The 25,619-nt window shown below is 71.1% G+C and carries 24 protein-coding genes; 11 read left to right on the top strand and 13 right to left on the bottom strand.

Going from position 1 to position 25,619, the window contains the following annotated elements:
* Positions 1-36 precede the first annotated feature (36 nt).
* From AC0VYL_RS05925 to AC0VYL_RS05915, 3 genes are all read right to left on the bottom strand, one after another.
* Positions 37-2,349, bottom strand: coding sequence for a polyribonucleotide nucleotidyltransferase (locus AC0VYL_RS05925; protein ID WP_475460093.1), 2,313 nt, complete (start codon positions 2,347-2,349; stop codon positions 37-39).
* 284 nt (positions 2,350-2,633) lie between these two features.
* The gene (rpsO, locus tag AC0VYL_RS05920; protein WP_017542637.1) at positions 2,634-2,903 is read right to left on the bottom strand and encodes a 30S ribosomal protein S15; all 270 of its coding nucleotides are present in this window, start codon (positions 2,901-2,903) and stop codon (positions 2,634-2,636) included.
* Between the two features lie 255 nt (positions 2,904-3,158).
* Positions 3,159-4,106: a bifunctional riboflavin kinase/FAD synthetase gene (locus AC0VYL_RS05915; RefSeq protein WP_475460089.1), complete on the bottom strand. Its 948-nt coding sequence runs from the start codon at positions 4,104-4,106 to the stop codon at positions 3,159-3,161.
* A gap of 80 nt (positions 4,107-4,186) precedes the next feature.
* Here AC0VYL_RS05915 and AC0VYL_RS05910 point away from each other — a divergent pair, with 80 nt between their 5' ends.
* From AC0VYL_RS05910 to AC0VYL_RS05900, 3 genes are all read left to right on the top strand, one after another.
* On the top strand, positions 4,187-4,429 hold the full coding sequence (locus tag AC0VYL_RS05910) for an alpha/beta fold hydrolase (protein ID WP_475482529.1): 243 nt from the start codon (positions 4,187-4,189) through the stop codon (positions 4,427-4,429).
* 166 nt (positions 4,430-4,595) lie between these two features.
* Positions 4,596-4,886: a hypothetical protein gene (locus AC0VYL_RS05905; protein WP_017542634.1), complete on the top strand. Its 291-nt coding sequence runs from the start codon at positions 4,596-4,598 to the stop codon at positions 4,884-4,886.
* On the top strand, positions 4,883-5,296 hold the full coding sequence (locus AC0VYL_RS05900) for a type II toxin-antitoxin system VapC family toxin (RefSeq protein ID WP_475460084.1): 414 nt from the start codon (positions 4,883-4,885) through the stop codon (positions 5,294-5,296). The genes AC0VYL_RS05905 and AC0VYL_RS05900 overlap by 4 nt, the downstream gene beginning before the upstream one ends.
* Here the strand turns inward: AC0VYL_RS05900 and truB are convergent, their stop codons facing one another.
* The 7 genes from truB to rimP form a co-directional block, all read right to left on the bottom strand.
* Positions 5,297-6,175 carry a tRNA pseudouridine(55) synthase TruB gene (gene truB, locus AC0VYL_RS05895; protein ID WP_475482528.1) on the bottom strand — a complete coding sequence of 293 codons (879 nt, stop codon included), beginning with the start codon at positions 6,173-6,175 and terminating at the stop codon, positions 5,297-5,299.
* 54 nt (positions 6,176-6,229) lie between these two features.
* Positions 6,230-6,673, bottom strand: a complete 444-nt coding sequence (gene rbfA / locus AC0VYL_RS05890; protein WP_017584939.1) for a 30S ribosome-binding factor RbfA — start codon at positions 6,671-6,673, stop codon at positions 6,230-6,232.
* A 2-nt stretch (positions 6,674-6,675) separates the two neighbouring features.
* Positions 6,676-6,972 carry a DUF503 domain-containing protein gene (locus AC0VYL_RS05885; RefSeq protein ID WP_475460079.1) on the bottom strand — a complete coding sequence of 99 codons (297 nt, stop codon included), beginning with the start codon at positions 6,970-6,972 and terminating at the stop codon, positions 6,676-6,678.
* 85 nt (positions 6,973-7,057) lie between these two features.
* Entirely contained in the window at positions 7,058-10,186 is a 3,129-nt protein-coding gene (gene infB / locus AC0VYL_RS05880; protein ID WP_475460076.1) for a translation initiation factor IF-2, read from the bottom strand.
* Between the two features lie 237 nt (positions 10,187-10,423).
* Positions 10,424-10,729 carry a YlxR family protein gene (locus AC0VYL_RS05875; protein WP_475460074.1) on the bottom strand — a complete coding sequence of 102 codons (306 nt, stop codon included), beginning with the start codon at positions 10,727-10,729 and terminating at the stop codon, positions 10,424-10,426.
* 13 nt (positions 10,730-10,742) lie between these two features.
* The gene (gene nusA, locus AC0VYL_RS05870) at positions 10,743-11,765 is read right to left on the bottom strand and encodes a transcription termination factor NusA (protein ID WP_475462957.1); all 1,023 of its coding nucleotides are present in this window, start codon (positions 11,763-11,765) and stop codon (positions 10,743-10,745) included.
* Between the two features lie 24 nt (positions 11,766-11,789).
* Complete coding sequence (gene rimP, locus AC0VYL_RS05865; RefSeq protein ID WP_475460071.1) at positions 11,790-12,272, bottom strand: ribosome maturation factor RimP; 483 nt, start codon at positions 12,270-12,272, stop codon at positions 11,790-11,792.
* 359 nt (positions 12,273-12,631) lie between these two features.
* Here rimP and AC0VYL_RS05860 point away from each other — a divergent pair, with 359 nt between their 5' ends.
* Together AC0VYL_RS05860 and AC0VYL_RS05855 are read left to right on the top strand one after the other, a co-directional pair.
* Positions 12,632-13,195, top strand: coding sequence for a hypothetical protein (locus AC0VYL_RS05860; RefSeq protein WP_475460068.1), 564 nt, complete (start codon positions 12,632-12,634; stop codon positions 13,193-13,195).
* 116 nt (positions 13,196-13,311) lie between these two features.
* The gene (locus AC0VYL_RS05855) at positions 13,312-13,797 is read left to right on the top strand and encodes a ferritin-like domain-containing protein (protein ID WP_475482527.1); all 486 of its coding nucleotides are present in this window, start codon (positions 13,312-13,314) and stop codon (positions 13,795-13,797) included.
* Positions 13,798-13,881: 84 nt separating this feature from the next.
* On the opposite strand, the gene AC0VYL_RS05850 is transcribed toward AC0VYL_RS05855, so the two are convergent.
* On the bottom strand, positions 13,882-15,615 hold the full coding sequence (locus AC0VYL_RS05850; protein WP_475483476.1) for a proline--tRNA ligase: 1,734 nt from the start codon (positions 15,613-15,615) through the stop codon (positions 13,882-13,884).
* Positions 15,616-15,781: 166 nt separating this feature from the next.
* Between AC0VYL_RS05850 and AC0VYL_RS05845 the strand changes: the two genes are divergently transcribed.
* The 6 genes from AC0VYL_RS05845 to AC0VYL_RS05820 all read left to right on the top strand — a co-directional run bounded on the left by AC0VYL_RS05845 (position 15,782) and on the right by AC0VYL_RS05820 (position 22,010).
* A complete protein-coding gene (locus AC0VYL_RS05845; RefSeq protein ID WP_475482526.1) occupies positions 15,782-16,633 on the top strand; it encodes a spermidine synthase in 852 nt (283 codons plus the stop codon).
* Positions 16,634-16,725: 92 nt separating this feature from the next.
* Positions 16,726-17,940 (top strand): sensor histidine kinase, encoded by a 1,215-nt coding sequence (locus tag AC0VYL_RS05840; protein ID WP_475460061.1) that lies wholly within the window; start codon positions 16,726-16,728, stop codon positions 17,938-17,940.
* Positions 17,915-18,589, top strand: a complete 675-nt coding sequence (locus tag AC0VYL_RS05835; protein WP_475460058.1) for a response regulator — start codon at positions 17,915-17,917, stop codon at positions 18,587-18,589. The genes AC0VYL_RS05840 and AC0VYL_RS05835 overlap by 26 nt, the downstream gene beginning before the upstream one ends.
* 199 nt (positions 18,590-18,788) lie before the next feature.
* Entirely contained in the window at positions 18,789-20,126 is a 1,338-nt protein-coding gene (locus AC0VYL_RS05830) for a cytochrome ubiquinol oxidase subunit I (protein ID WP_475460056.1), read from the top strand.
* 51 nt (positions 20,127-20,177) lie between these two features.
* Entirely contained in the window at positions 20,178-21,101 is a 924-nt protein-coding gene (locus tag AC0VYL_RS05825; protein ID WP_475482525.1) for a cytochrome d ubiquinol oxidase subunit II, read from the top strand.
* 567 nt (positions 21,102-21,668) lie between these two features.
* The gene (locus tag AC0VYL_RS05820; RefSeq protein WP_475482524.1) at positions 21,669-22,010 is read left to right on the top strand and encodes a hypothetical protein; all 342 of its coding nucleotides are present in this window, start codon (positions 21,669-21,671) and stop codon (positions 22,008-22,010) included.
* A gap of 797 nt (positions 22,011-22,807) precedes the next feature.
* Here AC0VYL_RS05820 and AC0VYL_RS05815 read toward each other — a convergent pair.
* Together AC0VYL_RS05815 and secA2 are read right to left on the bottom strand one after the other, a co-directional pair.
* A complete protein-coding gene (locus AC0VYL_RS05815) occupies positions 22,808-23,077 on the bottom strand; it encodes a DUF6406 domain-containing protein (RefSeq protein WP_026128913.1) in 270 nt (89 codons plus the stop codon).
* Positions 23,078-23,257: 180 nt separating this feature from the next.
* Positions 23,258-25,564 (bottom strand): accessory Sec system translocase SecA2, encoded by a 2,307-nt coding sequence (secA2, locus tag AC0VYL_RS05810; protein WP_475460047.1) that lies wholly within the window; start codon positions 25,562-25,564, stop codon positions 23,258-23,260.
* Between the last annotated feature and the right edge of the window lie 55 nt (positions 25,565-25,619).

Raw genomic sequence — 25,619 nt, 5'->3', positions numbered from 1 at the left:
ACGCGACCGCCCCGTACAGGGTCACACAGGCGTGGATCAGGTGTTCTCGGAACGCCCGCCCGAGCTGCGGCGACGGCGACGGCGCGGGGCGCCCTCGGACTTGTCGTCACCCTTCTCGGCGTCCTCGTCCGCGTCCGCGGCCGCGGGGGCCTCGGGCTTGTCGGACTTGGCGGCGGTCTCGGACTCCACGACCTCGACCGGGACCAGGGAGAGCTTCCCGCGGTCGTCGATCTCGCGGATCTCGACCTGGATCTTCTCACCGATGCTGATCACGTCGTCGAGGTTCTCGATGCGCTGGCCGCCGTGCAGCTTGCGGATCTGCGAGATGTGCAGCAGACCGTCCTTGCCGGGCAGCAGCGAGACGAACGCGCCGAAGGCGGTCGTCTTGACGACGGTGCCCAGGTAGCGGTCGCCCACCTCGGGCATGGTCGGGTTCGCGATCTGGTTGATCGTGTCCCGGGCCGCCTCGGCGGAGGGGCCGTCGGTGGCACCGATGTAGATGGTGCCGTCGTCCTCGATCGAGATGTCCGCGCCGGTGTCGTCCTGGATCGAGTTGATCATCTTGCCCTTCGGGCCGATGACCTCACCGATCTTCTCGACGGGCACCTTGACGGTCAGGATGCGCGGAGCGTTCGGGCTCATCTCGGCCGGACGCTCGATGGCCTCCTGCATGACGTCGAGGATGGCCAGACGGGCGCCGCGGGCCTGCTGGAGCGCCAGGGCCAGCTGCTCGGCGGGGATGCCGTCGAGCTTGGTGTCCAGCTGGAGCGCCGTGATGAGCTCACGGGTGCCGGCGACCTTGAAGTCCATGTCGCCGAAGGCGTCCTCGGCACCGAGGATGTCGGTCAGCGTGACGAACTCGTCGCCCTCGCTGATCAGACCCATGGCGATACCGGACACCATCTCCTTCAGGGGCACACCGGCCGCCATCAGGGACATGGTGGAGGCGCAGACCGAACCCATCGAGGTGGAGCCGTTGGACCCGAGGGCCTCGGACACCTGGCGGATGGCGTACGGGAACTCCTCGCGGGCGGGCAGAACCGGCAGCAGGGCCCGCTCGGCCAGGGCGCCGTGCCCGATCTCGCGCCGCTTGGGCGAGCCCACCCGACCGGTCTCACCGGTGGAGTAGGGCGGGAAGTTGTAGTTGTGCATGTAGCGCTTGGTCTTGTCCGGGTTGAGCGTGTCAACCGTCTGCTCCATGCGCAGCATGTTCAGCGTGGTGACGCCCATGATCTGGGTCTCGCCACGCTCGAAGAGGGCCGAACCGTGCACCCGCGGCAGGATGCCGACCTCGGCGCTCAGCTGGCGGATGTCCTTGGGACCACGGCCGTCGATGCGGACCTTGTCGCGCAGGACGCGCTCACGCATGAGCTGCTTGCTGAGGCTGCGGAAGGCGGCGCTGATCTCCTTCTCGCGGCCCTCGAAGTCCTCGGCCAGCTTCTCGGCGGCCGACGCCTTGATCTTGTCGAGCTCGGACTCGCGGTCCTGCTTGTCCGCGATGGTGAGCGCCTTGGCGAGCTCCTCGCGCACGGCGCCCTCGACGGCGGCGTAGGCGTCGTCCTCGTAGTCGAGGAAGATCGGGAACTCGCCCTGCTCACGGCTGGCCTGGTCGGCCACGGCCTGCTGGGCCTTGCACAGCACCTTGATGAAGGGCTTGGCGGCCTCGAGGCCCTCGGCGACGGTCTGCTCGTTGGGGCCGACGGCGCCCTCGGCGACCAGCTTCAGGGTCCGGGTGGTGGACTCCGCCTCGACCATCATGATCGCGACGTCGCCGTCCTCCAGGACACGGCCGGCGACGACCATGTCGAAGGTGGCGCCCTCAAGCTCGCCGTGGGTGGGGAAACCGACCCACTGGCCGTCGATCAGCGCGACCCGGACGCCGCCGAGCGGGCCGGAGAAGGGCAGACCGGCGATCTGCGTGGACATCGAGGCCGCGTTGATGGCGACGACGTCGTACAGGTGCTCGGGGTGCAGCGACAGGATCGTCTCGACGATCTGGATCTCGTTGCGCAGGCCCTTCTTGAAGGAGGGGCGCAGCGGACGGTCGATCAGACGGCAGGTGAGGATGGCGTCCTCGGAAGGACGGCCCTCACGCCGGAAGAAGGAGCCGGGGATGCGGCCGGCGGCGTACATCCGCTCCTCGACGTCCACCGTCAGGGGGAAGAAGTCGAGGTTCTCCTTGGGCCGCTTCGAGGCGGTGGTGGCCGACAGGACGACGGTCTCGTCGTCCAGGTAGACCGTGGCCGAACCGGCGGCCTGACGGGCCAGACGGCCGGTCTCGAAGCGGATGGTACGGGTGCCGAACTTGCCGTTGTCGATGACGGCTTCGGCCGAGTAAACGCCCTCCATGGGCGACCTCCTGTTACACGTTGCGGGCGCCGCGCCGGGACCTCCCGGTCCGTGGCACGGCGATGTTGTTCCCGTGTCGTGCCCCGGAGGTGATGACGGTCGGTCATCGATCGAAGCCCACGGCCCGCCCGTACGGGCGGTGTCCGGAGACCACTACCGAGGACCGACCCCTGGGTCCGGGGTGGCGGCACGGGTGGTGCGGGTGGCGTCCTGTCGCGGACACCACTCTGGTCACACCTTACTAACAAAGAGGGAGCGGCCGAAGCCACTCCCTCCGAAACGACCTAGCGACGCAGGCCCAGACGCTCGATGAGCGAGCGGTAGCGGGTGATGTCCTGCTTGGCCACGTACTTGAGCAGACGGCGGCGACGGCCGACCATCAGGAGCAGGCCACGACGGCTGTGGTGGTCGTGCTTGTGGTCCTTCAGGTGCTCGGTGAGCTCGGTGATGCGGTGCGTGAGCAGCGCGATCTGGACCTCGGGGGAGCCGGTGTCACCTTCGACGGTGGCGTACTCGGCGATGATCTTTTCCTTGGTGGCGGTGTCGATCGACACGACGCTCCTTCACTGAGAAGTCGGTACGCAGGGGCGAACCCCGGTACGTGGCAGGGTTCAGACGCGGTGACCGCGCGTACGAGCAGTCACCGTCGCGTGTGGCGCGCGCGGCCCTCCGCCGATGGCGTGGGTGCACCGCGCTCCCGCGGAATCCGCTCCCCGAAAGGGGCGTGACTCACCGCGGGCACACGTGGACGGACCCCACCCTATCGCAGATGACGAGGGGCGGAACCCCGTTCCCCGGTGACGACGGACTCAGGCGACGCCGAGGACCTCACGGCAGCGGTCGACGTCGCGGCGCATCGCCACGATGAGCGCCTCGATGTCCTCGAACCGTTCCTGACCCCGGATACGCGCGGTGAAGTCGACCGCCATGCGCAGTCCGTACAGCTCCAGGTCGTCGCGGTCCAGGGCGTAGGCCTCCACCGTGCGCTCGGCTCCGTCGAACGTGGGGTTGGTGCCCACGGAGATCGCCGCGGGCCACCGTGTCTCGTGCCCCTCGACCGGCTCCAGACGGCTGAGCCACCCGGCGTACACGCCGTCACCGGGCACGGCGGTGTCCGGGTGCAGGTCGGCGTTGGCGGTGGGGAAACCCAGGAGTTCGCGACCCCGGGCGGCGCCGTGCACGATCTCGCCGGACACCCGGTGCGGGCGGCCCAGGAGTTCGGCGGCCGCCGCGACGTCGCCCTCGTCGAGCAGGGAGCGCACCCGTGTGGAGGTGATGGTGTCGCCCTCGGCCACCAGGCGCACGCCGTCCACCGCGAAGTCGTGCTTCTCCCCCAGTTCGGCCAGCACGGCGACGTTCCCGGCCGCCCGGTGGCCGAAACGGAAGTCCTCACCGACCACGACGGCGGCGGCGCCGAGCCGGTCGGACAGCACGCGGCGGACGAACTCCTCGGCGCCGAGCGAGGACAGCGCCTCGTCGAAGGGCAGGACGCACACGGCGTCGACCCCGAGGGGCGCCATGAGCTCCACCCGGCGGTCGACCGGGGTCAGGACCGCCGGGGTGGTCCCGCGCAGCACGCGTTCGGGGTGGGGGTCGAAGGTGACCGCGACCACCGGCAGACCGAGCCGGTCGGCGTGCCCGCGCGCGGCGGCCAGGATCGCCTGGTGTCCCCGGTGCACGCCGTCGAAGACGCCGACCGCCACCACGGACCGTCCCCAGTCCGAGGGGATGTCCCCCAGCCCGTCCCATCGCAGCACTTTCGGTCCCCTTCACTCACGTCCACTCGGGCAGGGTCAACCCTGCCATGTCACGTCCCCCGCTTCAGCCACGCACCGGTATGGTCCCGCGCACCCGCTCTCCGCCGAGGGCAGAGACGGGTTGGCACGAGCCGGACACCGTGGTCAAGGGCCTGTCGGAGGTTCCCCAGGTCCAGGCGGTCTCGGACCGGTGCACCGAGGGAGTCCGGGGCTCCCGCCTCCTGGAACTGCCCGAGACCGGGCACCTGGCCTCGGTGGAGCGGCCGGGCGAACTGACCGCCGCCCTCGCCGCCTTCCTGGACGAGGTCACACGGCGCCCCTGAGCCAGATTCCGAGAAGACTCCGGGAATCTTCGCGAAACCCGCACACATCCAGTGACGCCTCGCTATCTTCGCCCTTGTGAACAACACGCTGACATCGGACTTCAGCAAGAAAGTCGTCCAGCCACCCCTCGAACACGATGGTGGCATGGCGGGTAGCATAAGTGTCATGAACGGCGCTACCAAGAAGTACTCCGTCACCCTTCCCGAGGACCTCGCCGAGGACGCCCGCTCCCGTAGCGGCGGCTCGGGGCTCTCCGCCTACGTCACCAACGCGGTCAGACGGCAGGTCCAACGCGACCAGTTGGCTGAGCTGGTCGAAACACTGGAGGCCGAGAACGGCCCGGTCACGGACGAACGAATGAGTGAGATACGCGACGAGATGCGTCGGGCCCTGCAAGAGCAGGGAGTCAGCGCGTCCGGTTCCGCGCAGAAGCGAAAAGAGGACGAGGCCGCGTGAGTCCCGCCCCCCGTACACCGGTCAGGTCCCTCGTTCTGGACAGCGAGGGGCTCGCCGGAGCCATCCGCAGAGACGGCCGGATCAGTGAGTGGCTCGCCACCGCGCTCCAGGACGACATGACCGTCCTGACCAGTGCGGCCACGCTCGTGGAGGTCGTGCACCCCGGGATCAGGCGCCCGGCGCTGGAGTGGACCCTGTCCCGGATCACCGTCGAGCCGGTCACGGAAGAGGTCGCACGAACCGCGTGCGCCCTGCTCTCCGAGGCAGGACTCCACGGCCACAAACACGCGATCGACGCGATGCTGTGCGCCACCGCGCTCCGGGCGGAGGCCCCCGCCGTCATCCTGACCTCCGACCCGGACGACCTCCTGGCCCTGTGCGCGGGCCGGGCCGCCGTCATCAAGATCTGATCAGGCCGGGGAGAACACCACGACCGGCTTCATGTGGCCCGGGCGGTTCTCGCCCAGGGCGACCACGGTGCCGTCCGGGGCGAACAACCCCACCGGGCCGTCGCCCAGGGAGCTCTCACTGATCCGGTTCCCGTGGCGGATCGCGCGGGTCTCGGCCTCGTCCATGGTGCGTACCGGGAACGCGGCGGCCACGGCCTGGGCCAGGGGGACCTGGGTGAACTCCTTGGCGAGCTCGTCGAGCGTGCGGGCCTGGGACAGGTCGTAGGGGCCCACCCGGGTACGGCGCAGGGCGGTGAGGTGCCCGCCCACGGCCAGGTCCGCGCCCATGTCACGGGCGAGCGAGCGGATGTAGGTCCCGCTGGAGCCGGTGATCACCGCGTCCACGTCCACGAAGCCGTCGGGGGTGTGCCGGACCGCGGTCACGTCGAACTGGGAGACGGTGACCGTCCGTGCCTTGAGCGCCACCTCCTTGCCCTCACGGGCCGACTTGTAGGCGCGCTTGCCGTCCACCTTGATCGCGCTGACCTGCGGTGGGACCTGCTGGATCGGGCCGGTGAGCTTCGCCACGGCCGCATGCACGTCCGCGTCGGTGACGGCGGAGGCGTCCACCCGGACCCCGGGTTCGCCCTCGGCGTCGTCGGTGTTGGTGACCAGCCCGAGGCGGATCGTGGCCTCGTAGGTCTTCTCGGTCAGGGTCAGGTGACCGAGCAGCTTGGTGCCCTTCTCGATCCCCAGGACCAGGACCCCGGTGGCCATCGGGTCCAGGGTGCCCGCGTGGCCCACGCGCCGGGTGCGCGCCAGACCCCGGGTCTTCGCGACCACGTCGTGTGAGGTCCAGTCGGCGGGCTTGTCGACGACCACGACACCGCTGTCGGCCATGGGGGCTCCTTCTGAGAGGGGGCGGCGGCCGCTGCCGCCGCCCCGGGGGTCTGGTTACTCGTCGTCCTCGTCCTCGTCCTCACGAGGCGCCTTGTACGGGTCGGCTTCACCCGCGTGCTTGGCTCCGGTGGCCTTCTGGGCCACCTCCTCGTCGGACTTGCGCGCCTCGACCAGCAGCTTCTCGATGTGCTGGGCGTTCTCCTGCACCTCGTCGATGACGAAGGTCAGGCTGGGCGTGTGGCGGATGCCGGTCTGGCGACCGACCTCACTGCGGATCACGCCCTTGGCGCTCTCCAGCGCGGCCGCGCTGGCCGCCTTCTCCTCGGGGGTGCCGAACACCGTGTAGTACACCGTGGCGTCCCGCAGGTCCGCGGTGATCCGGGCGTCGGTCACGGTGACGAATCCCAGGCGCGGGTCCTTGATTCGCCGGTCCAGCATCTCGGCGACGATCCGCTGGATTCGGTCGGCGATCTTTCGCGCGCGTGCGGCGTCAACCATCGTCAGTCTTCCTCTTCGTTGAAGAGCCGCTGCCTGGCGGAGAGCAGCTCCAGTTCGGGACGGCCCGCGACGAGACGCTCGCAGGTGTCCATCTGGTCCCGGGCGTGGGCGGCGGTCGGCGCGACCACCGCGACACCGATCACGGCCCGACGGTAGAGGTCGTGTTCTCCGACTTCGGAGACCGACACCGAGAACTTCCGTCGCAGTTCGGCGATGACCGGCCGGACCAGCGAACGCTTCTGTTTGAGCGAGTGGACGTCTCCGAGGAGCACGTCCAGTGTCAGCGCCCCAACGTACAAGTGATCACCTGTGTGTTGTGTGAGCCGTCAAAGGCGGGGCCCCGGACACGATCGTCCGGGGCCCCAGGTGGATCAGTCCTCGCGACTAGTCGCGGGGCTTCTCCTGCATCTCGTAGGTCTCGATGACGTCCTCGACCCGGATGTCGTTGTAACCGACACCGATACCGCACTCGAAGCCCTCGCGGACCTCGGTGGCGTCGTCCTTGAACCGGCGCAGCGACTCGACGTTGAGGTTCTCGGAGATGACCTTGCCCTCGCGGATGAGCCGTGCCTTGGTGTTGCGGCGGATGATCCCGTCGCGGACGATGGCACCGGCGATGTTGCCGATCTTCGGCACCTTGAAGACCTCGCGGACCTCGGCGCTGCCGAGCTGGACCTCCTCGTAGATGGGCTTGAGGAGACCCTTGACCGCGGCTTCGACCTCGTCGATGGCCTGGTAGATGACCGAGTAGTACCGGATGTCGACGCCCATGCGGTCCGCCAGCTGGCTGTTCTTGCCCTCGGGCCGAACGTTGAAGCCGACGATGATCGCGTCCGCGGACGACGCCAGGTTGATGTCGTTCTGCGTGATGGCACCGACGCCGCGTCCGATGATCCGGATGCTGACCTCGTCGCCACCGGCGTCGATCTTGAGCAGCGACTCCTCGAGCGCCTCGACCGAACCGGACATGTCGCCCTTGATGAGGAGGAGCAGCTCGGAGCGCTCGCCCTCCTTGATGGCGGACTGCCAGTTGTCGAGGGTGACCCGGCGGGCCGACTTCGCCTGCTGGGCGAAGCGCTCGCGCGCCTCACGCTGCTGGGCGATCTGACGGGCCACGCGGTCGTCCTTGACGACCAGGAAGCTGTCACCGGCGCTGGGCACGTTGGTCAGACCCAGCACCTGGACCGGACGGGACGGCTCGGCCGACTGCACGTTCTCGCCGTGCTCGTCGAGCATGGCGCGGACGCGGCCGAAGGCGTCGCCGCAGACGATGGAGTCACCGACGTTGAGCGTGCCCCGCTGGACCAGCACCGTGGCCATGGAACCGCGACCGCGGTCCAGGTAGGCCTCGATCGCCAGACCCTGGGCGTCCATGTCCGGGTTGGCCTGGAGGTCCAGGGCCGCGTCGGACGTGAGGACGATCGACTCGAGCAGGGCGTCGATGTTGTCGCCCTTGAGCGCGGAGATGTCCACGAACTGGACGTCGCCGCCGTACTCCTCGGCCACGAGGCCGTACTCGGTCATCTGGGCGCGCACCCGCTGCGGGTCCGCTCCCTCGACGTCGATCTTGTTGACCGCGACCACGATCGGCACCTCGGCCGCCTTGGCGTGGTCGATGGCCTCGGCCGTCTGCGGCTTGACGCCGTCGTCGGCCGCCACGACCAGGACCGCGACGTCGGTGACCTTCGCACCACGGGCACGCATGGCGGTGAACGCCTCGTGACCGGGGGTGTCGATGAAGGTGATCTTGCGCTCTTCGCCGTCCACCTCGGTCGCGACCTGGTAGGCACCGATGTGCTGGGTGATTCCGCCGGCCTCGCCGCTGACGACGTTGGTCTTACGGATGGTGTCCAGCAGTCGGGTCTTACCGTGGTCGACGTGACCCATGACGGTGACCACGGGCGGACGCGGACGCAGCTCGGCGTCGCCGCCCTCGTTCTCACCGAACTCGATGGAGAAGGACTCCAGCAGCTCGCGGTCCTCGTCCTCGGGGCTCACGACCTCGATCGTGTACTTCAGCTCCTCGCCGAGCAGCTGAAGCGTCTCGTCGGGCAGCGACTGGGTCGCGGTGACCATCTCGCCCAGGTGCATCATGACCTGGACCAGCGACGCCGGGTTGACGTCGATCTTGTCGCCGAAGTCCGAGAGCGAGGCGCCACGGGACAGACGGATCGTCTGGTTGTTGCCGCTCGGGATCTTCACGCCGCCGAAGGACGGGGCCTGGAGGTCGTTGAACTCCTGACGCCGCTGCTTCTTGGACTTGCGGGCGCGTCCGGGACGACCGCCCGGACGGCCGAACGCACCGGCCGTTCCGCCACCGCGACCGCGACCGCCGCCACCGGGACGACCACCGAAGCCGCCGGGACGACCGCCGCCGCCACCGGGACGCGGACCCGCACCTGCGGGAGCGCCGCCACGGCCGCGGCCACCGCCGCCACCGGGACGACCGCCGCCGGCACCACCGCGGCCGCCGCCAGCGGGCGCGGCCGGACGGGACGAGGGCATGTTCATCGGGCTGGGACGCGGACCACCGGGACGCGGAGCGCCGCCGGCACCGCCGGGACGCGGAGCACCGCCACCGGGGCGGGGAGCGCCCGCGGCACCGCCGGGACGCGGGGCGCGCTGGTCGCCACCGCCCTGCGGGCCACCCGGACGGGGACCCGGACGCGGGCCACCGGCACCGCCGGGACGCGGAGCGCCGCCGCCGGGACGCGGGGCGCGCTGGTCGCCACCGCCCTGCGGGCCACCGGGACGGGGACCCGGACGCGGACCGGCGGCACCGCCGGGACGCGGAGCGGAGGGCTTGGAGCCCATGCCCGAGGCGTTGGACGCGAACGGGTTGTTGCCCGGACGCGGACCCGGACGGGGACCGCCCGGACGCGGGCCGCGGCCGCCGTCACGACCACCCTCGCGGCCGCCGGAACGCTCCGGACGGTCACCGCGCTGGGGACGGTCGCCACGGGCGCCGCCCTGGGCACCGCTGGGCTTGGGGCCGCCGGGACGCGGGGCGTCGCCGCCACGGGCCGCCCTCGGAGCCGGCTTGGGGCCGGGCTTCGGAGCGGACTCGGGACGCTCGGCGGGCTTCTCGAAATGCGGGACCGCGGGCTTCTCCACCGGCGCGGCCGGCTTCTCCACCGGCGCGGCCGGCTTCTCGACCGGAGCGGCCGGCTTCTCGGCCTTCTCAGCCGGAGCTGCGGGCGTCTCGGCCTTGGGGGCCGCGGGGCGCGCGGCCGGACCGGGCTTCGGGCCCGGCTTGGGCGCGGGGCCGGGCTTGGGAGCCGCGGGACGCGCCGAACCTTCGGCGGCGGGCTTGGGACCGGGCTTGGCCGATCCGCCCTTCTTGCCGCCGTCGGAACCGTTGTCGAAAGCTTCTTGCAGGCGTCGAACGACGGGGGCCTCTATCGTCGAGGACGCCGAACGGACGAATTCGCCCATCTCGTTGAGCTTGGCCAGCACGGCCTTGCTCTCTACACCGAACTCCTTGGCGAGTTCGTACACCCGGACCTTCGCCACACTTCTCCTTCAGCTTCGGTCCGGGACATGGGCTTGTGCCGGACCGTCGTTAGCTCGAGTTACTCATCGCTGCGTACTCATCAGGCGCTCATCGCAATCTCGACCTGCTTCCTCATCGCTACACAACAATGGGCCAGCTCATAGGTGCCGACACAGCACTACACGCCGACCTCGGTCACATCAACCACGGAGTCGGCGCGGACATTCCAACCCTATCCGGAACCGAGCGGAGCTCGGTCAAGCGGGGGCGTCACCAAGGAGGGACCTCACAAGTGAGACGTCCCACCCGGTGGCGCCACCACCGTTCCGGTTCCGGAAGGCGCGGGACCATGCTCTGCGGCGTTCGGCGAGCTCCAGGCATCGCCGATCGTGGTGCAGATAGGCGCCGCGCCCCGGACGTCGACCCCGGGTGTCGGGCGTGATGACCGTGCCCACGGCCACCAGCCGCACGAGGTCGGACTGGACTGTCCGCGACCGGCACCCCACGCACGTACGCACGGGGCGGTCAGGACCGTCTCCGGCCACCCTATCGCGTCGGGACATGGGCGCGACCCGATTAACCGGCCGAAGGGGTGTCTTCGTCCCCCTGGACGGCCTCGTCCGCGTCCTCGGCCGGGTCCCGCGCGGGCTCGGCGTCGGAGCGGATGTCGATGCGCCAGCCGGTGAGGCGCGCGGCGAGACGGGCGTTCTGCCCCTCCTTGCCGATCGCCAGCGACTGCTGGTAGTCCGGCACGACCACGCGGGCCACCCGGGCGGCCATGTCGAGGATCTCGACCGAGTTGACCCGGGCCGGGGAGAGCGCGTTGGCGACGAACACGGCGGGGTCCTCGGAGTAGTCGACGATGTCGATCTTCTCTCCGTGGAGCTCGGCCATGACGTTGCGGACGCGGCTGCCGAGCGGGCCGATGCAGGCACCCTTGGCGTTGACGCCGCCCCTATTGGAGCGAACCGCCATCTTCGTGCGGTGCCCGGCCTCGCGGGCGATCGCGGCGATCTCCACGGTGTGGTCCGCGATCTCGGGGACCTCCAGCTCGAAGAGCTTGCGCACCAGGTTGGGGTGGGTGCGCGAGAGGGTGACCGAGGGGCCGCGGTGGCCCTTGCGGACCTGCACCACGTAGGCGCGCAGACGCTCGCCGTGGGTGTAGTCCTCGGTGGGGACCTGCTCCTGCGGGGGCAGGACGGCCTCGATCTTGCCGAGGTCCACCAGGACGTTGCGCGGGTCGTTGCCCTGCTGGATGATCCCGGAGACGATGTCGTGCTCGCGTCCGGCGAACTCGCCCAGGGTCAGCTCGTCCTCGGCGTCGCGCAGACGCTGGAGGATGACCTGCTTGGCGGTGGAGGTCGCGATGCGGCCGAACCCGGTGGGGGTGCCGTCGAACTCACCGACGACCTCGCCCTCCTCGTCGGTCTCGGAGACCCAGACGACCACGTGGCCGGTGGAGCGGTTGAGCTCCACGCGGGCCTTCCTGTCGGGGCCCTCCTCGCGGTGGTAGGCGATCAGGAGGGCGTCCTCGATGGCCTTGGCCACGAGCTCGACGGCGATGTCCTTCTCGCGCTCCAGGCTGCGCAGGACACTCATGTCAATATCCATGGGGCTCCCCCTCTAGTCCGCCGCGTCGGTGTCGGCTTCGCGACGGAATTCCACCTGGACCTTGGCCTTGGCGATCGAGTCGTAGGCCAGGGTGCGGGGGCGGCCCTTGACGTCCAGGGTGACGCCCTGGTCGTCGGACCCGGTGACGCGCCCGGTGAGGTCGCCGCCCTCGACGAGGGAGACCTTCACCAGACGCCCCTGGGAACGCCGCCAGTGGCGCGGCAGCGTCAGCGGACGGTCCACCCCCGGAGAGGTGACCTCCAGCACGTAGGCCTGCTCGCCCATGACGTCGGAGGCGTCCAGGCTCTCGTTGACGGCCTGGCTGACCTCACCGACGGTGTCCAGGTCGACCCCGTTGTCGGAGTCCACGACCACGCGCAGCACCCGGCGTTTGCCCGCGGGTGTCAGCTCGACGGCCTCCAGGTCCAGTCCGGCCTCGGCCAGTACCGGCTCAAGCAGCTCGGCGATGCGCTCGTTGCGCGCCTGCGCTCCCATGCGTGATTAGCCCCTCAAACGGCGAAATCCCGCCCGCTCGGCCGTGTGCCGTTGAACGGGGCGGTCCAGCTCTGTACGTAGTCTTCGTCGAATCCGCTCCGCGCCCCCGTGAGGGGAGCGTGAGCGCCGCGCGTCGCGTGCGACGGCGGTTGTGGTGCAAGGGTATCCACACCTGAGCGCCGCCCAGGTCGGTACACGCGGACGGGGGAGGTCGCGGACGGGGGTCCGGCCCACCGGAACACCGTCCTGGCAGGGGGTGTCGGCACGACCCGTGCCCGTCATCGACCGTGGAAAGATGGGGGCTGACCGCCGGTGACGGCGGTGCAGTCGACGCCGTGGGGCACGGGAGGAGAGCGCGCGTGGACCAGGGGAACGCCAGCGGTCGCACGGCGCCCGGGCTGACGAGGAGGTCCTTCGCGGCCAGGAGCCTCGTGCTGACGGGTGTAGCCGTGACCGGCGCCGTCGCGGGCGCGGTCGGGGTGAGTGGCTGCGCCGGGGCCGACTGGTACCCGTTCGACGTCACACCGGACGTCGCCGTCCTGCGCTCGCTCATCCGTGAGAAGGAGCGGGCCGTCGTCCGGCACGAGGCCGCGCTGGAACACGGAACGGGCCCGGCGGAACTGCTGGAGCGCCTGCTGGAGGACCACGTCACCCATCTGGACGCGCTGTTGGACGCCCTCCCCGAAGGGGTGGAGCCGCACGACGGGGCCGAGGACGGGGAGGGCGGAGCCTCCGCCGCCCCGGCGGGGGACGCCGCGCTGGAGGCCGTGCCCGACGTCGCGGGGCTGCGCGCCCTCGCCGCGGCCGCGACCGGTGCCCGGCTCGACCAGGCGGCGGCCGTGACCGACCCCGGGCTGGCCCAGCTCGTGAGCGGGATCGGTGCCTGCGAGGCCGGACACGCCCACCTGCTCGCCCGTGCCTGAGCGGGCCCGGATGCGACGGTGCCGCAGCGTCGGTGCGGCGGACGGCGCCGGAGAGAGAAACAGAGCGACATCCCAGGAACGTCCGAGCGACGTGATGGCGGAAGGCAGGTAGTCAGGTGAGCGAGAGCCCCACGCCCGCGCAGGGCTCCCGGGAACCCGGTGCGGACGCGTCCCCCTTCGAGGACGGCGACCCCACCGCCGCGGCACTGGCGGAGGCCCTGAGCGCCGAGCACGCCGCCGTGTACGGGTACGAGTTCGTCGGTGGTGCCGCCGGTGACCGGACCCGGCGTGAGCGCGCCTCGGCGTCCGCCTACGAACACAAGGCGCTGCGGGACGCCCTGCACGCCGCCTCCGTCGAGCGCGGTGTGGACCCCCCGGCCGCGCTCGCTTCCTACCCGCTGCCCGAGGGCCGCGACGACGGCGACATGGACGACTTCGCCGTCCGGCTGGAGGAGACCACCATGAGCGCCTACCTGTGGCTGAGCGCGTCCGCCGACACCGACCTGCGGGTCACGGCGGCCCGCAGCCTCCAGGAGGCGACGGTGCGTTCGTTGGAGTGGGGCGCCGAGCTCGACCCCCTCCCCGCCTTCGACCGGGGCTGACCCGGACCGCCGGTTACCGGTCCGGGTACACGGAGGGGGCTCCCGCGCCGGTGCGCGGGAGCCCCTCCTCGGTTGTGCCGCGCCCTACTCGGCGCAGGCGGCGACGGTGCTCTCGACGATCTCCCCGACCGGCACGTCGGTGCGCTCACCGGTGCGGCGGTCGCGCAGCTCCACCAGGCCGTCCTTGAGGCCGCGGCCGACGATGACCACGGTGGGGATCCCCAGCAGCTCGGCGTCGTTGAACTTCACGCCGGGGGCCGCCTTGCGGTCGTCGACCAGCACGCGCAGGCCGCGCGCCTCCAGCTCCCCGCCGATCCGCAGGGCCTCCTCGACCTCGCCGCCCTTGCCCGTGCCGACCACGTGCACGTCGGCGGGGGCCACCTCACGCGGCCAGACGATGCCCTTGTCGTCGTGCGACTGCTCGACGACGGAGGCGACGGCGCGGGAGACGCCGATGCCGTAGGAGCCCATCGTGACGCGGCGGGGCTTGCCGTCCGGGCCGAGGGCGTCCAGCTTGAAGGCGTCGGCGTACTTGCGGCCGAGCTGGAAGATGTGCCCGATCTCGATGCCGCGTGCCGTGTAGAGGGTGCCCCGGCCGTCGGGCGAGGCGTCGCCGTCGCGCACCTCCGCGACGTCGATGGTGCCGTCCGGGGTGAAGTCGCGTCCGGCCACGAGGTCGAGCACGTGGTGGTCGGTCCGGTCGGCCCCGGTCACCCAGGAGGTGCCGGTGGCCACACGCGGGTCGACGAGGTAGCGGACCTTGTTGTCCAGCAGGGCGCGCGGGCCGATGTAGCCCTTGGCCAGGAACGTGTTGGCGGCGAAGTCGGCGTCGTCCAGGAGCGCCACCTCGGCGGGCTCCAGGGCGGCCTCCAGGCGCTTGAAGTCGACCTCGCGGTCGCCGGGCAGGCCGATGCCCAGGAGCTCCCACTCCTTGCTGCCCGGGGCGCGGGTCTTGACCAGGACGTTCTTGAGGGTGTCGGCCTCGGTGAAGTCGCGGTCGAGGCCGGCGCCGTTGAGGAAGTCGACCAGGGTCTGGATGGTGGCGGTGCCGGGGGTGTGGTGGACCCGGGCCTCGGGCAGCCCCTCCACGGGACGCTCGGCGGGGGCCGGGGTCCGCACGGCCTCGACGTTGGCGGCGTAGTCGGACTCCGTGCTGCGCACGAAGGTGTCCTCGCCGGTGGGCGCGACCGCCAGGAACTCCTCGGACGCCGATCCGCCCATGGCGCCGGAGGTCGCGGAGACGATGACGTAGTCCAGGCCCAGCCGGTCGAAGATCCGGATGTAGGCGGCCCGGTGCCTGTCGTAGGACTCCTGGAGGCCCACGTCGTCGATGTCGAAGGAGTAGGAGTCCTTCATGTGGAACTCGCGGCCGCGCAGCACTCCGGCGCGGGGGCGGGCCTCGTCGCGGAACTTCTCCTGGATCTGGTAGAGCACCACCGGGAAGTCCTTGTAGGACGAGTACTCGCCCTTGACGAGGAGGGTGAAGAGCTCCTCGTGCGTGGGGCCGAGGAGGTAGTCGGCGCCCTTGCGGTCCTTGAGGCGGAAGAGGGTGTCGCCGTACTCCTCCCAGCGCCCGGTGGTCTCGTAGAACTCCTTGGGGAGCAGCGCGGGCAGCAGGACCTCCTGGCCGCCCATCGCGTTCATCTCCTCGCGCACGACGCGGGCGACGTTCTCCAGGACGATCTTGCCCAGGGGCAGCCAGGTGTAGATGCCGGGGGCGGCGCGGCGGACGTACCCGGCGCGGACGAGGAGCTTGTGGCTCGGCACCTCGGCGTCCGCCGGGTCCTCACGCAGGGTGCGCAGGAACAGGTTCGACATCCGCAGTAGCACGGCCACTCCTCGGTGATCGCGCCCCGGAGGGGCGCGGGTTGGGACTTCTGGGGAACCCCAGGCTAGCGCTCCTTCGACGGGGTTCGCGCGCTGGTTTCCGATGGCTCCCGGCTGCGCCTAACGTTGGGGGATCGTGAGGACTGGGGCGGGGGACATGGGCAGACGTGTACGTGACAGGGTCGAGGCCGAGGAGGAGGTCTCGGTGGTGCCCGGGGTCGACCTGCTCGCTGACGCGGACCGCGCCAACTCGTGGTTCCTGCTGGTGGAGGGCACCCCGCAGTCGCACGTGGACCTGTCCGACCCCGGTTACCTCGACTTCTCGTACGTGCGGCGGATCGCGCACGCGGTCGACCTGCTGGCCCCGGAGGGTGAGCCGGTCGAGGCGATGCACCTGGGCGCCGGGGCCCTGACGGTGGCGCGGTACGTGGCGCACAGCCGTCCGGGGTCGCGGCAGCGCGCGGTGGACGTGGACGCGGCGCTGGTGGAGCTGGTGCGGCGGCGTCTGCCGTGGGACCGGAAGGCGCAGCTGAGGGTGGGGATCGGTGACGCCCGGGACTGGATCGCCGCCAGACACGAGGACAGCGCGGACCTGATCGTGTCCGACGTCTTCTCCGGGGCGCGGACCCCGGCCCGCCTGACCTCGGTGGAGTTCTACGCCGAGGCGGCGCGGGTGCTGCGGCCGGGCGGGTTCCTGGTGGTCAACGTCGGGGACGGCTACGCGCTGAAGCACACGCGCGCCCAGGTGGCCACCGTGCGTTCGGTGCTGCCGCACGTGGTGATGACCGCCGAGCCGGGCATCCTGCGCGGGCGCCGGTTCGGCAACCTGGTGCTGGTGGCGGGCCACCGGCCGCTGCCGACGGAGGAGCTGGGGCGGCTGGCGCACCGGGATCCGGAGATGGCACGGCTCGTCGAGGGCGAGGACCTGGACCGGTTCCTCTCCGGCCACTCCCCCGTGCACGACGCGGACGCGAAGGACTCCCCCGCGCCGCCGACCGACCTCTTCTGAGGTCCGTCTACTCCGGAGGGAGTAGGCCCGCCCCCGAAGAGTCACCCTGAGGAGGACGGCGGCGTCGGTGCGGCGGCCGTACCGTCGGGGGCGTGGCAGCACTACTCTCACGCGTCCCGCGTCCCACCCGCACCGACGTCCGCCTGACGGCCGCCCTGCTGTTCCTGTCGATGGGCAGCACCCTGGTGGTCGTGGTGGTCGACCCGGTCCCCGAGGACCTGGACCCCTGGCCGTGGGGGTGCGTCCTGATCCTCACGGCCTGCCTGCCGGTCCTGTGGCGGACCGCCCTCCCCCGCACGGTCGCCGTGGTCTCGGTCCTCTCCGCCACCGTCTACTACCCGCTGGGCTTCCCCGACGGCATGGTGATGCTGTGCACCGCCGTGATGCTCTACACCGTGGTGCGCTGGGGGTACCGGGCCTTCGGGTGGACCCTGGGCGTCGGCCAGTTCGTGGCGGTCAACGCCTACGAGTTCCTGGCCACGGGCACCTACCGGCCCGAGGCGGTCGGGATCGTGGCGTGGGTCATGCTGCTGCTGTGCGCCGCCGAGGTGGTGCGCTGGCGCCAGGAGTACCTGAACGCGGACCGCGAGCGCGGGCTGGAGGCCGCCCGCACCCGCGAGGAGGAGCTGCTGCGCCGGGCCTCCGACGAACGGCTGCGGCTGGCGCGCGACGTGCACGACACCGTGGCCCACAACATCTCGCTGATCAACGTGCAGGCCGGTACGGCGCTCTACCTGATGGAGAGCCAGCCGGAACGGGCCGTCGAGGCGCTGTCCACCATCAAGCAGACCAGCAAGGACACGCTGAGCGAGCTCAGGGCCATGCTGGGGGTGCTGCGCGCGGTGGACGAGGACGCGGCCGCGCCCCGCTCGCCGGTCCCGGGCCTGGACCGGGTCGGGGACCTGGTGGAGGGCGCCCGGGGCGCGGGGCTGCCCACCGAGGTGGAGGTGACCGGGGAGGAGCGGCGGCTGTCCGTGGGCACCGAGGGAGTGGCCTACCGGGCCGTGCAGGAGGCGCTCACCAACGTGGTCCGCCACTCCGGGGCGGACGGCGCCCGGGTGCGGATCGACTACGGGCCCGCGCTGCTGACCATCGAGGTCACGGACGACGGGCACGGGACGGTGGGCCCGCCCGCCGTGGGCAACGGCATCACCGGGATGCGGGAGCGTGCCGCCCTCGTCGGCGGCTCGGTGGACGCCGGGCCCGTGGAGGGTGGAGGATTCCGGGTGCGGGTGCGGTTGCCGATCGACGGTGACCCCCGTGACGAACGGGGGGAACGGGTTGATCCGGGTACTGCTCGCGGATGACCAGGCTCTGGTGCGGGCCGGGTTCCGCGCGCTGTTGGACAGCGCGCCCGACATCCAGGTGGTCGCGGAGGCTGCCGACGGCGCGGAGGCGGTCCGGCTCGCGCTGTCCGAACGACCCGACGTGGTCCTGATGGACATCCGGATGCCGGGTGTGGACGGGCTGGACGCCACCGGCCGCATCCTGGCGGAACCCTCGCTGGAGCGGACCCGGGTCGTCATCCTCACCACGTTCGACCTGGACGAGTACATCTTCGACGCGCTGCGCGGGGGCGCCAGCGGCTTCCTGGTCAAGGACACCGAACCGCGCGACCTGCTCCAGGCGGTGCGGGTGGTGCACGAGGGCGAGGCGCTGCTCTCCCCCGGTATCACCCGGAGGCTGATCTCGGACTTCGCCCGCCGCCCCGCGGGCACGCCGGTCCCCTCGGTCCGGCTGAACGGGCTCACCGACCGCGAGCGGGAGGTCCTGGCCCTGGTCGGCCGCGGGATGTCCAACGAGGAGATCGCCCGGGAGCTGGTGCTCAGCCCGGCCACCGCCAAGACCCACGTCAGCCGCGCCATGGTGAAGCTGGGCGTGCGCGACCGGGCCCAGCTCGTGGTCCTCGCCTACGAGACGGCGCTGGTGACCCCCGGCTGGTCCCAGGACGGGTAGCGGGCGGGGTCGGCACCACCGCGGACCCCGGGCGACCCCGAGGGGCCCTCGGGGTCGTCCCGTACGCCCAGGAGAGTAGGCGCGGCGCCGGAGTACCCCTCCGGACGGCCCTCGGATGCCGCCCTGGGGCCGATGTGGGGCCCATGACCGTCGGCGGAGGCTGTGGAGCGTCCCCACCGACGACCGCAGAGGCCCTCCCATGTTCGACGACCCCCTCGTACTCGCCCGGCTCCAGTTCGCGCTGACGGCGGCCACGCACTACCTCTTCGTGGCGCTCACGCTGGGCCTGGCCCCGTACATCCTCGGCACGCAGCTCGTGGCGGCCCTGCGCGGAGACCGGTCGCGCATGGTGGCCGTGCGGTTCTGGGGCGGCCTGTACCTGGTCAACTACGGCATGGGTGTCCTGTCCGGACTGGTGATGGAGCTCCAGCTCGCGGTGAACTGGAGCGGGCTGCAGGAGACGTTCGGGTACACCTTCGCCGCTCCCCTGGCCGTGGAGACGATGACGGCGTTCTTCGTCGAGTCCACGTTCCTGGGGCTGTGGATCTTCGGCTGGGACCGCATGGGCCGGTGGGCGCACCTGTTCTGCTTCGCCGTGGTCACCGTGACGGCGTACTCGTCCGCGTGGTGGGTGCTGGTCTCCAACGGCTTCCTGCGCCGTCCGGTGGGCTTCGAGATCGTGGACGGGGTCGCACACCTGACCGACCCGGTGGCCATGGTGACCAACCCGGCGTCGGTCCTCGCCTTCCTGCACGTGGTCAGCGGTGCCCTGCTGGTGGGCGCACTGGTCGTGGCGGCCGCCAGCGCCCACCACCTGCTGCGGGGGAACGACCCGCACGGCCTCTTCCGACGCGGCATGGGCTTCGCCGCGGTGACCATGACGGTGATGCCGATGGTCGTGGTGGGCTTCGGCGGCGCGCAGTTCCCGCTCTTCGGACAGGACCCGCCCACCAGCGGTCTGACCTACACGGCCGAGCAGATCGAGGCGATCGAGGCCGCGGGACCGGGCGCCCTCGTGTCCGCCGCCAACACCGCCGGTGAGGCCGTGATGATGACCGCCTGGGTGGTCATGTTCCTCCTCGGCCCGGTCATGCTGCTCGCACGGTACGGAGGGCCGCTGAACCCCCGGCGGTGGTTCCGGCGGGGCGGCCCCGCCGTCCCCGGTGGCGCCGCCCGCCCCGGCCCGTCCCGACTGGTGCCGTCCTGGTTCCGGCCGGGCCGCTGGGGGCTGGCCCTGCTCCTGTTCTCCCCCTTCCTCCCCTACCTGGCGAGCGTGGGCGGCTGGGTGTACCGCGAGACCAACCGGCAGCCCTGGGTGGTGGTGCACCACCTGACCACCGCCGACGCCGTGACACCCCTGTCGCCCGGCGCGGCCGCGGTCTCGTTCACCCTGTTCACGGTCGCCTTCGCGGTCCTGGCCTGCGTGACGTACTGGCTGCTGTTCCGCTACGCCCGGCGCGGCCCCGAGGGCGGTCCGCTCGCCGAGCGCCGTGAGGAGGGGCGGCCGGAGGCCCCCGACCCGGTCCACACGTTCTGAGCCGCACGCGCACGTTCCGAGAGTCAACGGGAATCAGAGGAAGCAGCCATCATGGAACTCCTGTCCGCAGCGCTCCTGGCCCTGTTCGTCGTCGGCTACCTGGTGCTCGCCGGGTCCGACGTCGGCCTGGGCATGCTCATGCCCCACGTGGCCCGCACCCCGGACGAGCGCCGCCGCGTGGTCGCGGCCGTCGCCCCCTACTTCCTGGCCTCCGAGGTGTGGCTGGTCGCCGCGCTCGGCGTGCTGGCCGGGCTCTTCCCCGTCCTGGAACACCGGCTGGTGGGCGGTCTGTGGCCGGTGCTCGTGGTCCTGGCGCTCGGGTGGCTGGTCCGGGACGCGGGGCTGTGGTTCCGCTCCCGGGTGGACGACCGGCGCTGGTGGTCCGCGTGCGACACCGCGGTCGTGGCGGGCAGCTGGACACTGGCCGTCGCGTGGGGGCTGGCCCTGACCGGCCTGGTCGGCGGCGGCCTGGCGGCGGACCCGTTCACCGTCCTGGGGACCGTGGCGGTCGTCGCGCTGTTCGCGCTGCGCGGCGCGGCCTTCGGCGCCGAGCGCCTGGTGGGGGCCTCGGAGGCGGAGAGCGCGGACGCGGCCGCCCGGGCGACCCGCCCCCTGGCTCGGGCCGCGTTGGCCGCCGTGGTGTCGGCCGCTCTGGTCGGGGTGGGCTTCGGAGATCCGGCCCTGGCGCGTCCCGAGGTCGCGGCGCTCCTGGTCGTCACCCTCGTGGCGGCGCTGGCCGCGACCAGCGGACTGACCGGCCCGATGCTGTCCCGGCACACGTCGGCGCTGGCGATCGCGGTGCCCGGGCTGCTGGTGGCGCTCGCCGTCGAGCTGCCTCCGTCGGACCTGCCCGGGATGACCGGTGTGTTCGTGTGGTCGATGCTCCTGCCCGTGGTTCCGGTCATGCTCCTGGGCCAGGTTTGGCTGTACCGAATGACGCGCCGCCCGGCGACGGCCCCGACCTTCTTCGCCTGACCCCCGGTGTGGAAGGCACTGGTCAGGGTGGCCACCCCCGCAAAGGGCGGGTCCGACCCCGCCGGGTCATGGGAGGGCAAGGTTCCCGTCTTCGATTGGAAAAGCCGCTCAGCGGGCACTTCCTGGGGCGGGAAACTCGCCCGTGGCGCCGTGTCCGGTCCCGGACCAGGCGTGATCACGCACGGGTGACGGCGTCGAGCCCTTGAGGAGGGACTGTGACCGACCCCCTGACCAGACCACCGGGCCTGAGCGGATGCGGCTGCGGATCGAGCTGCGGCTGCGGCTGCCAGAACGGCGGTTCCTGCGGCTGTGGCGGCGGCTGCGGCTGACCGGTTCCCCAGGCGGGGCCCCCGCGCTCGTGCGACGGGTTCCCTCCCCCGACCTGCGGGCTGTCCCTCCCCTTGGGGACAGCCCGCGCCCCCACTCCCACCGGGCCGACGGCCGTGTGTCCAGGACGGACCACACCCCCAAGTCGCGACAATACGCGACGAGATGTGTACTCTATGTCACAGTGCTTTTCCTTGGGGGATGAGCCGCTGCGTATCCACCCGTTGGGGGCGATCAGCGATGCCGCCGTTCACGAGACCAGCGACACGGAGGGTCCACGACTCCGAACACGCCCGGCTGCTCCAGTGCGTGCAGGGGATACTGGAGCGCTCCGACCGCGCCGTGCCCTGGGAACCGGACACGGTCGGACTCCCCGACGCCCGCTCCGACAGCGCCCTCGCGCGGATCAACGACGTCGCCTTCTACGCCAACGCGCGCAACGAGGTCTCCGCCCTGGCCGGACTCTGCCTGGACCTGCTCGGCCTGCACAGCCCCGACGACCGGGACGAGCCGCACTGCCAGGGGTGCCGCCTGCCCTGGCCCTGCCCGACCTTCGGTGAGATCGCCCGGCTCCTCGGCTGACCCTCCGCCCCGCCCCCTCGGAACATCCCGGAACGGACGACGCCCGCCGAGGTCGGGGCGCGATCCGACATCGACGGGCGACGGTTCCACCTGCCGCCGACGGCGCCCACGACCGAACAGTCGGGCACCCCCGCCGAGCGAGGCACACCCCGAGGCTAATACTGGAACACGTTCTACCACAAGACCCGAACATCGCTCGGTTTCCCCGGAAGGTCCTGCTTGCAAGGGGCAGTCAGGCACCGTCGGACGCGTCGCGACCCTGCAACCTGATCCATTCCGCGCCCGTGACAGGGCCTTCCCCTGGGATGAACACACGCCCGGGGAACGCCTCGGGGAGAAGGGGCGGCGCCGAGCGGTACGCACCGGCGGCCGGAGGAGTGGGCCAGGCCCAGGGGCGGGGGACAGCCCCTGGGACCGACGATGATCGGCGCGACCACCCGTACCCCTCGTGGACGATGGACCCTCCCACACGCTCCGGGGCGCGCCTGCACCACAGACGTTAACGAGACACCGGTAACGCGAACACCCCCCTTCGGGTAACCGGAATGTCTCGATTACCCCCAGGGGTTTCCCGCCAACCGGCGCCGACCTGCGATAACTCACCGCGACCGGGACGTCGCACACGTGCGTGAACGCCGCAGGGCAGGAGAAATCGCTGCGGGGACAAACAGAGAAGCCCTCGTCGGGAAACCCGGAACAGGAAACGTTCCACCGCGACCAAGAGAACGGTCGCGGGAGGAGGGGATTCCGACGAGGGCCAGAAATAAGCCTCCCCGGGTCTCACCCGGGGAGTGACCTCAGCTAATCCGTGTGGCCAGCAGATACGCACTGGGCGAATCGGCGTCGACGATTTCCGTCACCCGCCAGGCCTGGCCACCGACACTGAACACGTCATTGACGCGCACGTCGATCATGGGCGTGGGCCGCCACTCCTTCGGGCCGCCGATCTTGGCGACCGGCTGACCGTCGTCGTCGGTCCAGAAGCTCCCTCCGCCGACGGGACCGCCGGCGAAGCGGTCGTTGCGCCCGTAACTGATCTTCTCCTGCGCGCCGATCTCGTGGACCACCGTGGATTCAGTCCCAACCGTCTCGAATAACCTGGAAAACGCATCCATATTAACCCGCGTGCACCAATTAAACAGGGAACCAACGGGTAAGATTAGCGCTTCAGCAGACTAGCCGACAAAAGTAATGCGCGGGCCAGGACTTTAGTCCCGACCCGCGCGAGTGGCGGTACAGAGAATTAATCAGTCACCGTTCGACGTGCCCCGACCGCCCTTGAGCCTGCCCACGAGCGTCTCCAGCGCCGAGCTGAACGGGTGGTCGTGCACCATGTAGGTCCAGGTCATCGACGGCCGCTTGACGCCGACCGAACTCACGTCCAGTTCGCCGTCCACCACCTCGAGCTCCTCGAAGCTCTCGGCGGCACGCGCCCGGGCGCCGTCCAGGAAGCCCTTGAAGACCGGGACCGCCTCGCGGTTGAACTCGTCGAGCGGGTCGCGGCGGCCCAGGTACCGCAGGTGGATGCCCTCCCGCAGTTCCGACAGGAACGCGTTGTGGTCGGTCCAGCCCCGGTCCAGGTGGTACAGCGTGATGAGCTTGGCGGCCTGGGCGACCTCGTCCGGGTCCAGCTCCTCCACCAGCTCCTCGTGGCGCTCCTTGCGGTCCGCCGCGACGTGCCGGTCGCCCTGCCCCGAGGACAGGACCAGCTCGCGGTGCTCCAGGACCACCTCACGCTGCACGTCGATGAGCTTGTTGTAACGCCAGGTGTTGCGGTGGACCTCCAGCAGCTGGCCCTCGGAGACCCGCTGGGCGTGGTCGACCATGGCCAGCCAGCCCTCGTCGGTGATCTCACCGTCGGCCGTGGTCTTGTAGCCGGTGGTCTCGGGGGCGTGGTTCACCAGCAGGTCGTCGTCCATGCTGACGAAGAAGATGGAGTCGCCGGGGTCGCCCTGGCGCCCGGCCCGCCCGCGCAGCTGGCCGTCCAGACGGCTGCTGGGGTAACGGCCGAAGCCCATGACGAACAGACCGCCGGTCTCGACCACCCGGTCGCGGTCGGCCATGTCGCTGCCGCCCAGCCGGATGTCGGTACCGCGCCCCGCCATCTGGGTGGAGACGGTGATCGCGCCGTAGGTACCGGCCTCCGCGATGATGGAGGCCTCGTCCGCGTCGTTCTTGGCGTTGAGGACCACGCTCTCCAGTCCGGCACCGCGCAGCCGTTCGGCCAGCAGCTCGGACTCCGCGACGTCCTGCGTGCCGATGAGGATCGGACGCCCGGTCTTGTGGATCTCCTCCACCTTGGCGACCAGGGCGTCCTCCTTCTCCTCACGCGTGGCGTAGAGGAGCGTGCCGTGGTCCTCGCGGACGTTCGGCTTGTTGGAGGGTACGACCGCCACCTCGAGTTCGTAGAACTCGCGCAGCTGTTCCGCGACGCTCATGGCGGTACCGGTCATCCCCGCCAGGGTGGGGTACCGCAGCACCAGCGACTGGACCGTGATCGAGTCCAACACCTCGCCGGTCTGGCTGACCGCGACCTTCTCCTTGGCCTCGACCGCCGCCTGGAGGCCGTCCGGCCAGCGCTGGAGGAGGGCGATCCGCCCGCGCGACTCGTTGATCAGCCGCACCTCGCCGTCGCGCACCACGTAGTGCACGTCGCGCTGGAGCAGCACGTGCGCGTGCAGGGCCAGGTTGACCTGGGGCAGCACCGAGGTGTCGTCCTCGGAGTACAGGTCCACCCCGCCCAGGGCCTTCTCCACCGCGTCGATACCGGCGTCGGTGAGCTGGACGTTGCGCCCCTCACCGTCGACCTCGTAGTGCATGCGCGGCTTGAGGCCCCGCACGACGTCGGCCATCTCGACGTCGGCGGCCACGGCCTCGGCCGCACCGGCCAGGACGAGCGGGACGCGGGCCTCGTCGACGAGCACGGAGTCCGCCTCGTCGATGATGGCGACATGGGGCTCGGGCACCACCCGGTCGTCGACGTCGGTGACCATGCGGTCGCGCAGCACGTCGAAGCCGAGCTCGCTGACGGCCGCGTAGGTGACGTCGCAGCCGTACGCGTCCTTGCGCTCGTCGACGGTGGACTCCTCGCTGACGGAGCCGACCGTGACCCCGAGCATCGCGTAGAGGGGGCCCATCCACTCGGCGTCGCGCCGGGCGAGGTAGTCGTTGACGCTGAGGACGTGGACCCGCTTGCCGCGCAGGGCGAACCCGGCGGCGGCGAGGCTTCCGGCGAGGGTCTTGCCCTCACCGGTGGCCATCTCCGCGACGTGGCCGTCGAGGAGGGCCATCACACCGAGCAACTGCACGTCGAAGGGGCGCTCGTCGAGGGTGCGCCGGGCGGCCTCACGGCCGACCGCGCACAGACTGACGAGGTCGTTCTGGGAGTAGGGAAGCTCGGCGTAGCCGAGGTCGATGGCCTTCTCCGTCAGCTCGCCATCGCTGAGTTCTCGCAGACCCTCCTCTTCGGCCTCGATCGCCGGCAGGAGCTTGGTATAGGGCCGCAGGTCCACCGCACCGGGCTTGCCCAGTAGGCGGCGGACGCTTTCCGCCATTCGTCCGAACACCACGCCAGAGTAACGCCGGACACAAGCGAATGGTTCCTCTCGG

This window comes from Nocardiopsis sp. iso_238 (assembly GCF_056173325.1).
The sequence above is the reverse complement of the archived record's forward strand: the minus strand, read 5'-3'. Positions and strand labels throughout refer to the sequence as shown.

Bases quoted from the DNA above. Each gene is read 5' to 3' on its own strand.
- AC0VYL_RS05875 (WP_475460074.1), bottom strand. From the start codon at position 10,729: ATGTCCCGACGCGATAGGGTGGCCGGAGACGGTCCTGACCGCCCCGTG.
- nusA (WP_475462957.1), bottom strand. From the start codon at position 11,765: ATGAGTGTCCTGCGCAGCCTGGAGCGCGAGAAGGACATCGCCGTCGAG.
- AC0VYL_RS05820 (WP_475482524.1), top strand. From the start codon at position 21,669: ATGCCGCCGTTCACGAGACCAGCGACACGGAGGGTCCACGACTCCGAA.
- AC0VYL_RS05910 (WP_475482529.1), top strand. From the start codon at position 4,187: ATGGTCCCGCGCACCCGCTCTCCGCCGAGGGCAGAGACGGGTTGGCAC.
- AC0VYL_RS05830 (WP_475460056.1), top strand. From the start codon at position 18,789: ATGTTCGACGACCCCCTCGTACTCGCCCGGCTCCAGTTCGCGCTGACG.
- rimP (WP_475460071.1), bottom strand. From the start codon at position 12,272: ATGGGAGCGCAGGCGCGCAACGAGCGCATCGCCGAGCTGCTTGAGCCG.
- AC0VYL_RS05845 (WP_475482526.1), top strand. From the start codon at position 15,782: ATGGGCAGACGTGTACGTGACAGGGTCGAGGCCGAGGAGGAGGTCTCG.
- truB (WP_475482528.1), bottom strand. From the start codon at position 6,175: ATGGCCGACAGCGGTGTCGTGGTCGTCGACAAGCCCGCCGACTGGACC.
- AC0VYL_RS05825 (WP_475482525.1), top strand. From the start codon at position 20,178: ATGGAACTCCTGTCCGCAGCGCTCCTGGCCCTGTTCGTCGTCGGCTAC.
- rbfA (WP_017584939.1), bottom strand. From the start codon at position 6,673: ATGGTTGACGCCGCACGCGCGCGAAAGATCGCCGACCGAATCCAGCGG.
- AC0VYL_RS05850 (WP_475483476.1), bottom strand. From the start codon at position 15,615: ATGTCGAACCTGTTCCTGCGCACCCTGCGTGAGGACCCGGCGGACGCC.
- AC0VYL_RS05905 (WP_017542634.1), top strand. From the start codon at position 4,596: ATGAACGGCGCTACCAAGAAGTACTCCGTCACCCTTCCCGAGGACCTC.
- secA2 (WP_475460047.1), bottom strand. From the start codon at position 25,564: ATGGCGGAAAGCGTCCGCCGCCTACTGGGCAAGCCCGGTGCGGTGGAC.
- AC0VYL_RS05925 (WP_475460093.1), bottom strand. From the start codon at position 2,349: ATGGAGGGCGTTTACTCGGCCGAAGCCGTCATCGACAACGGCAAGTTC.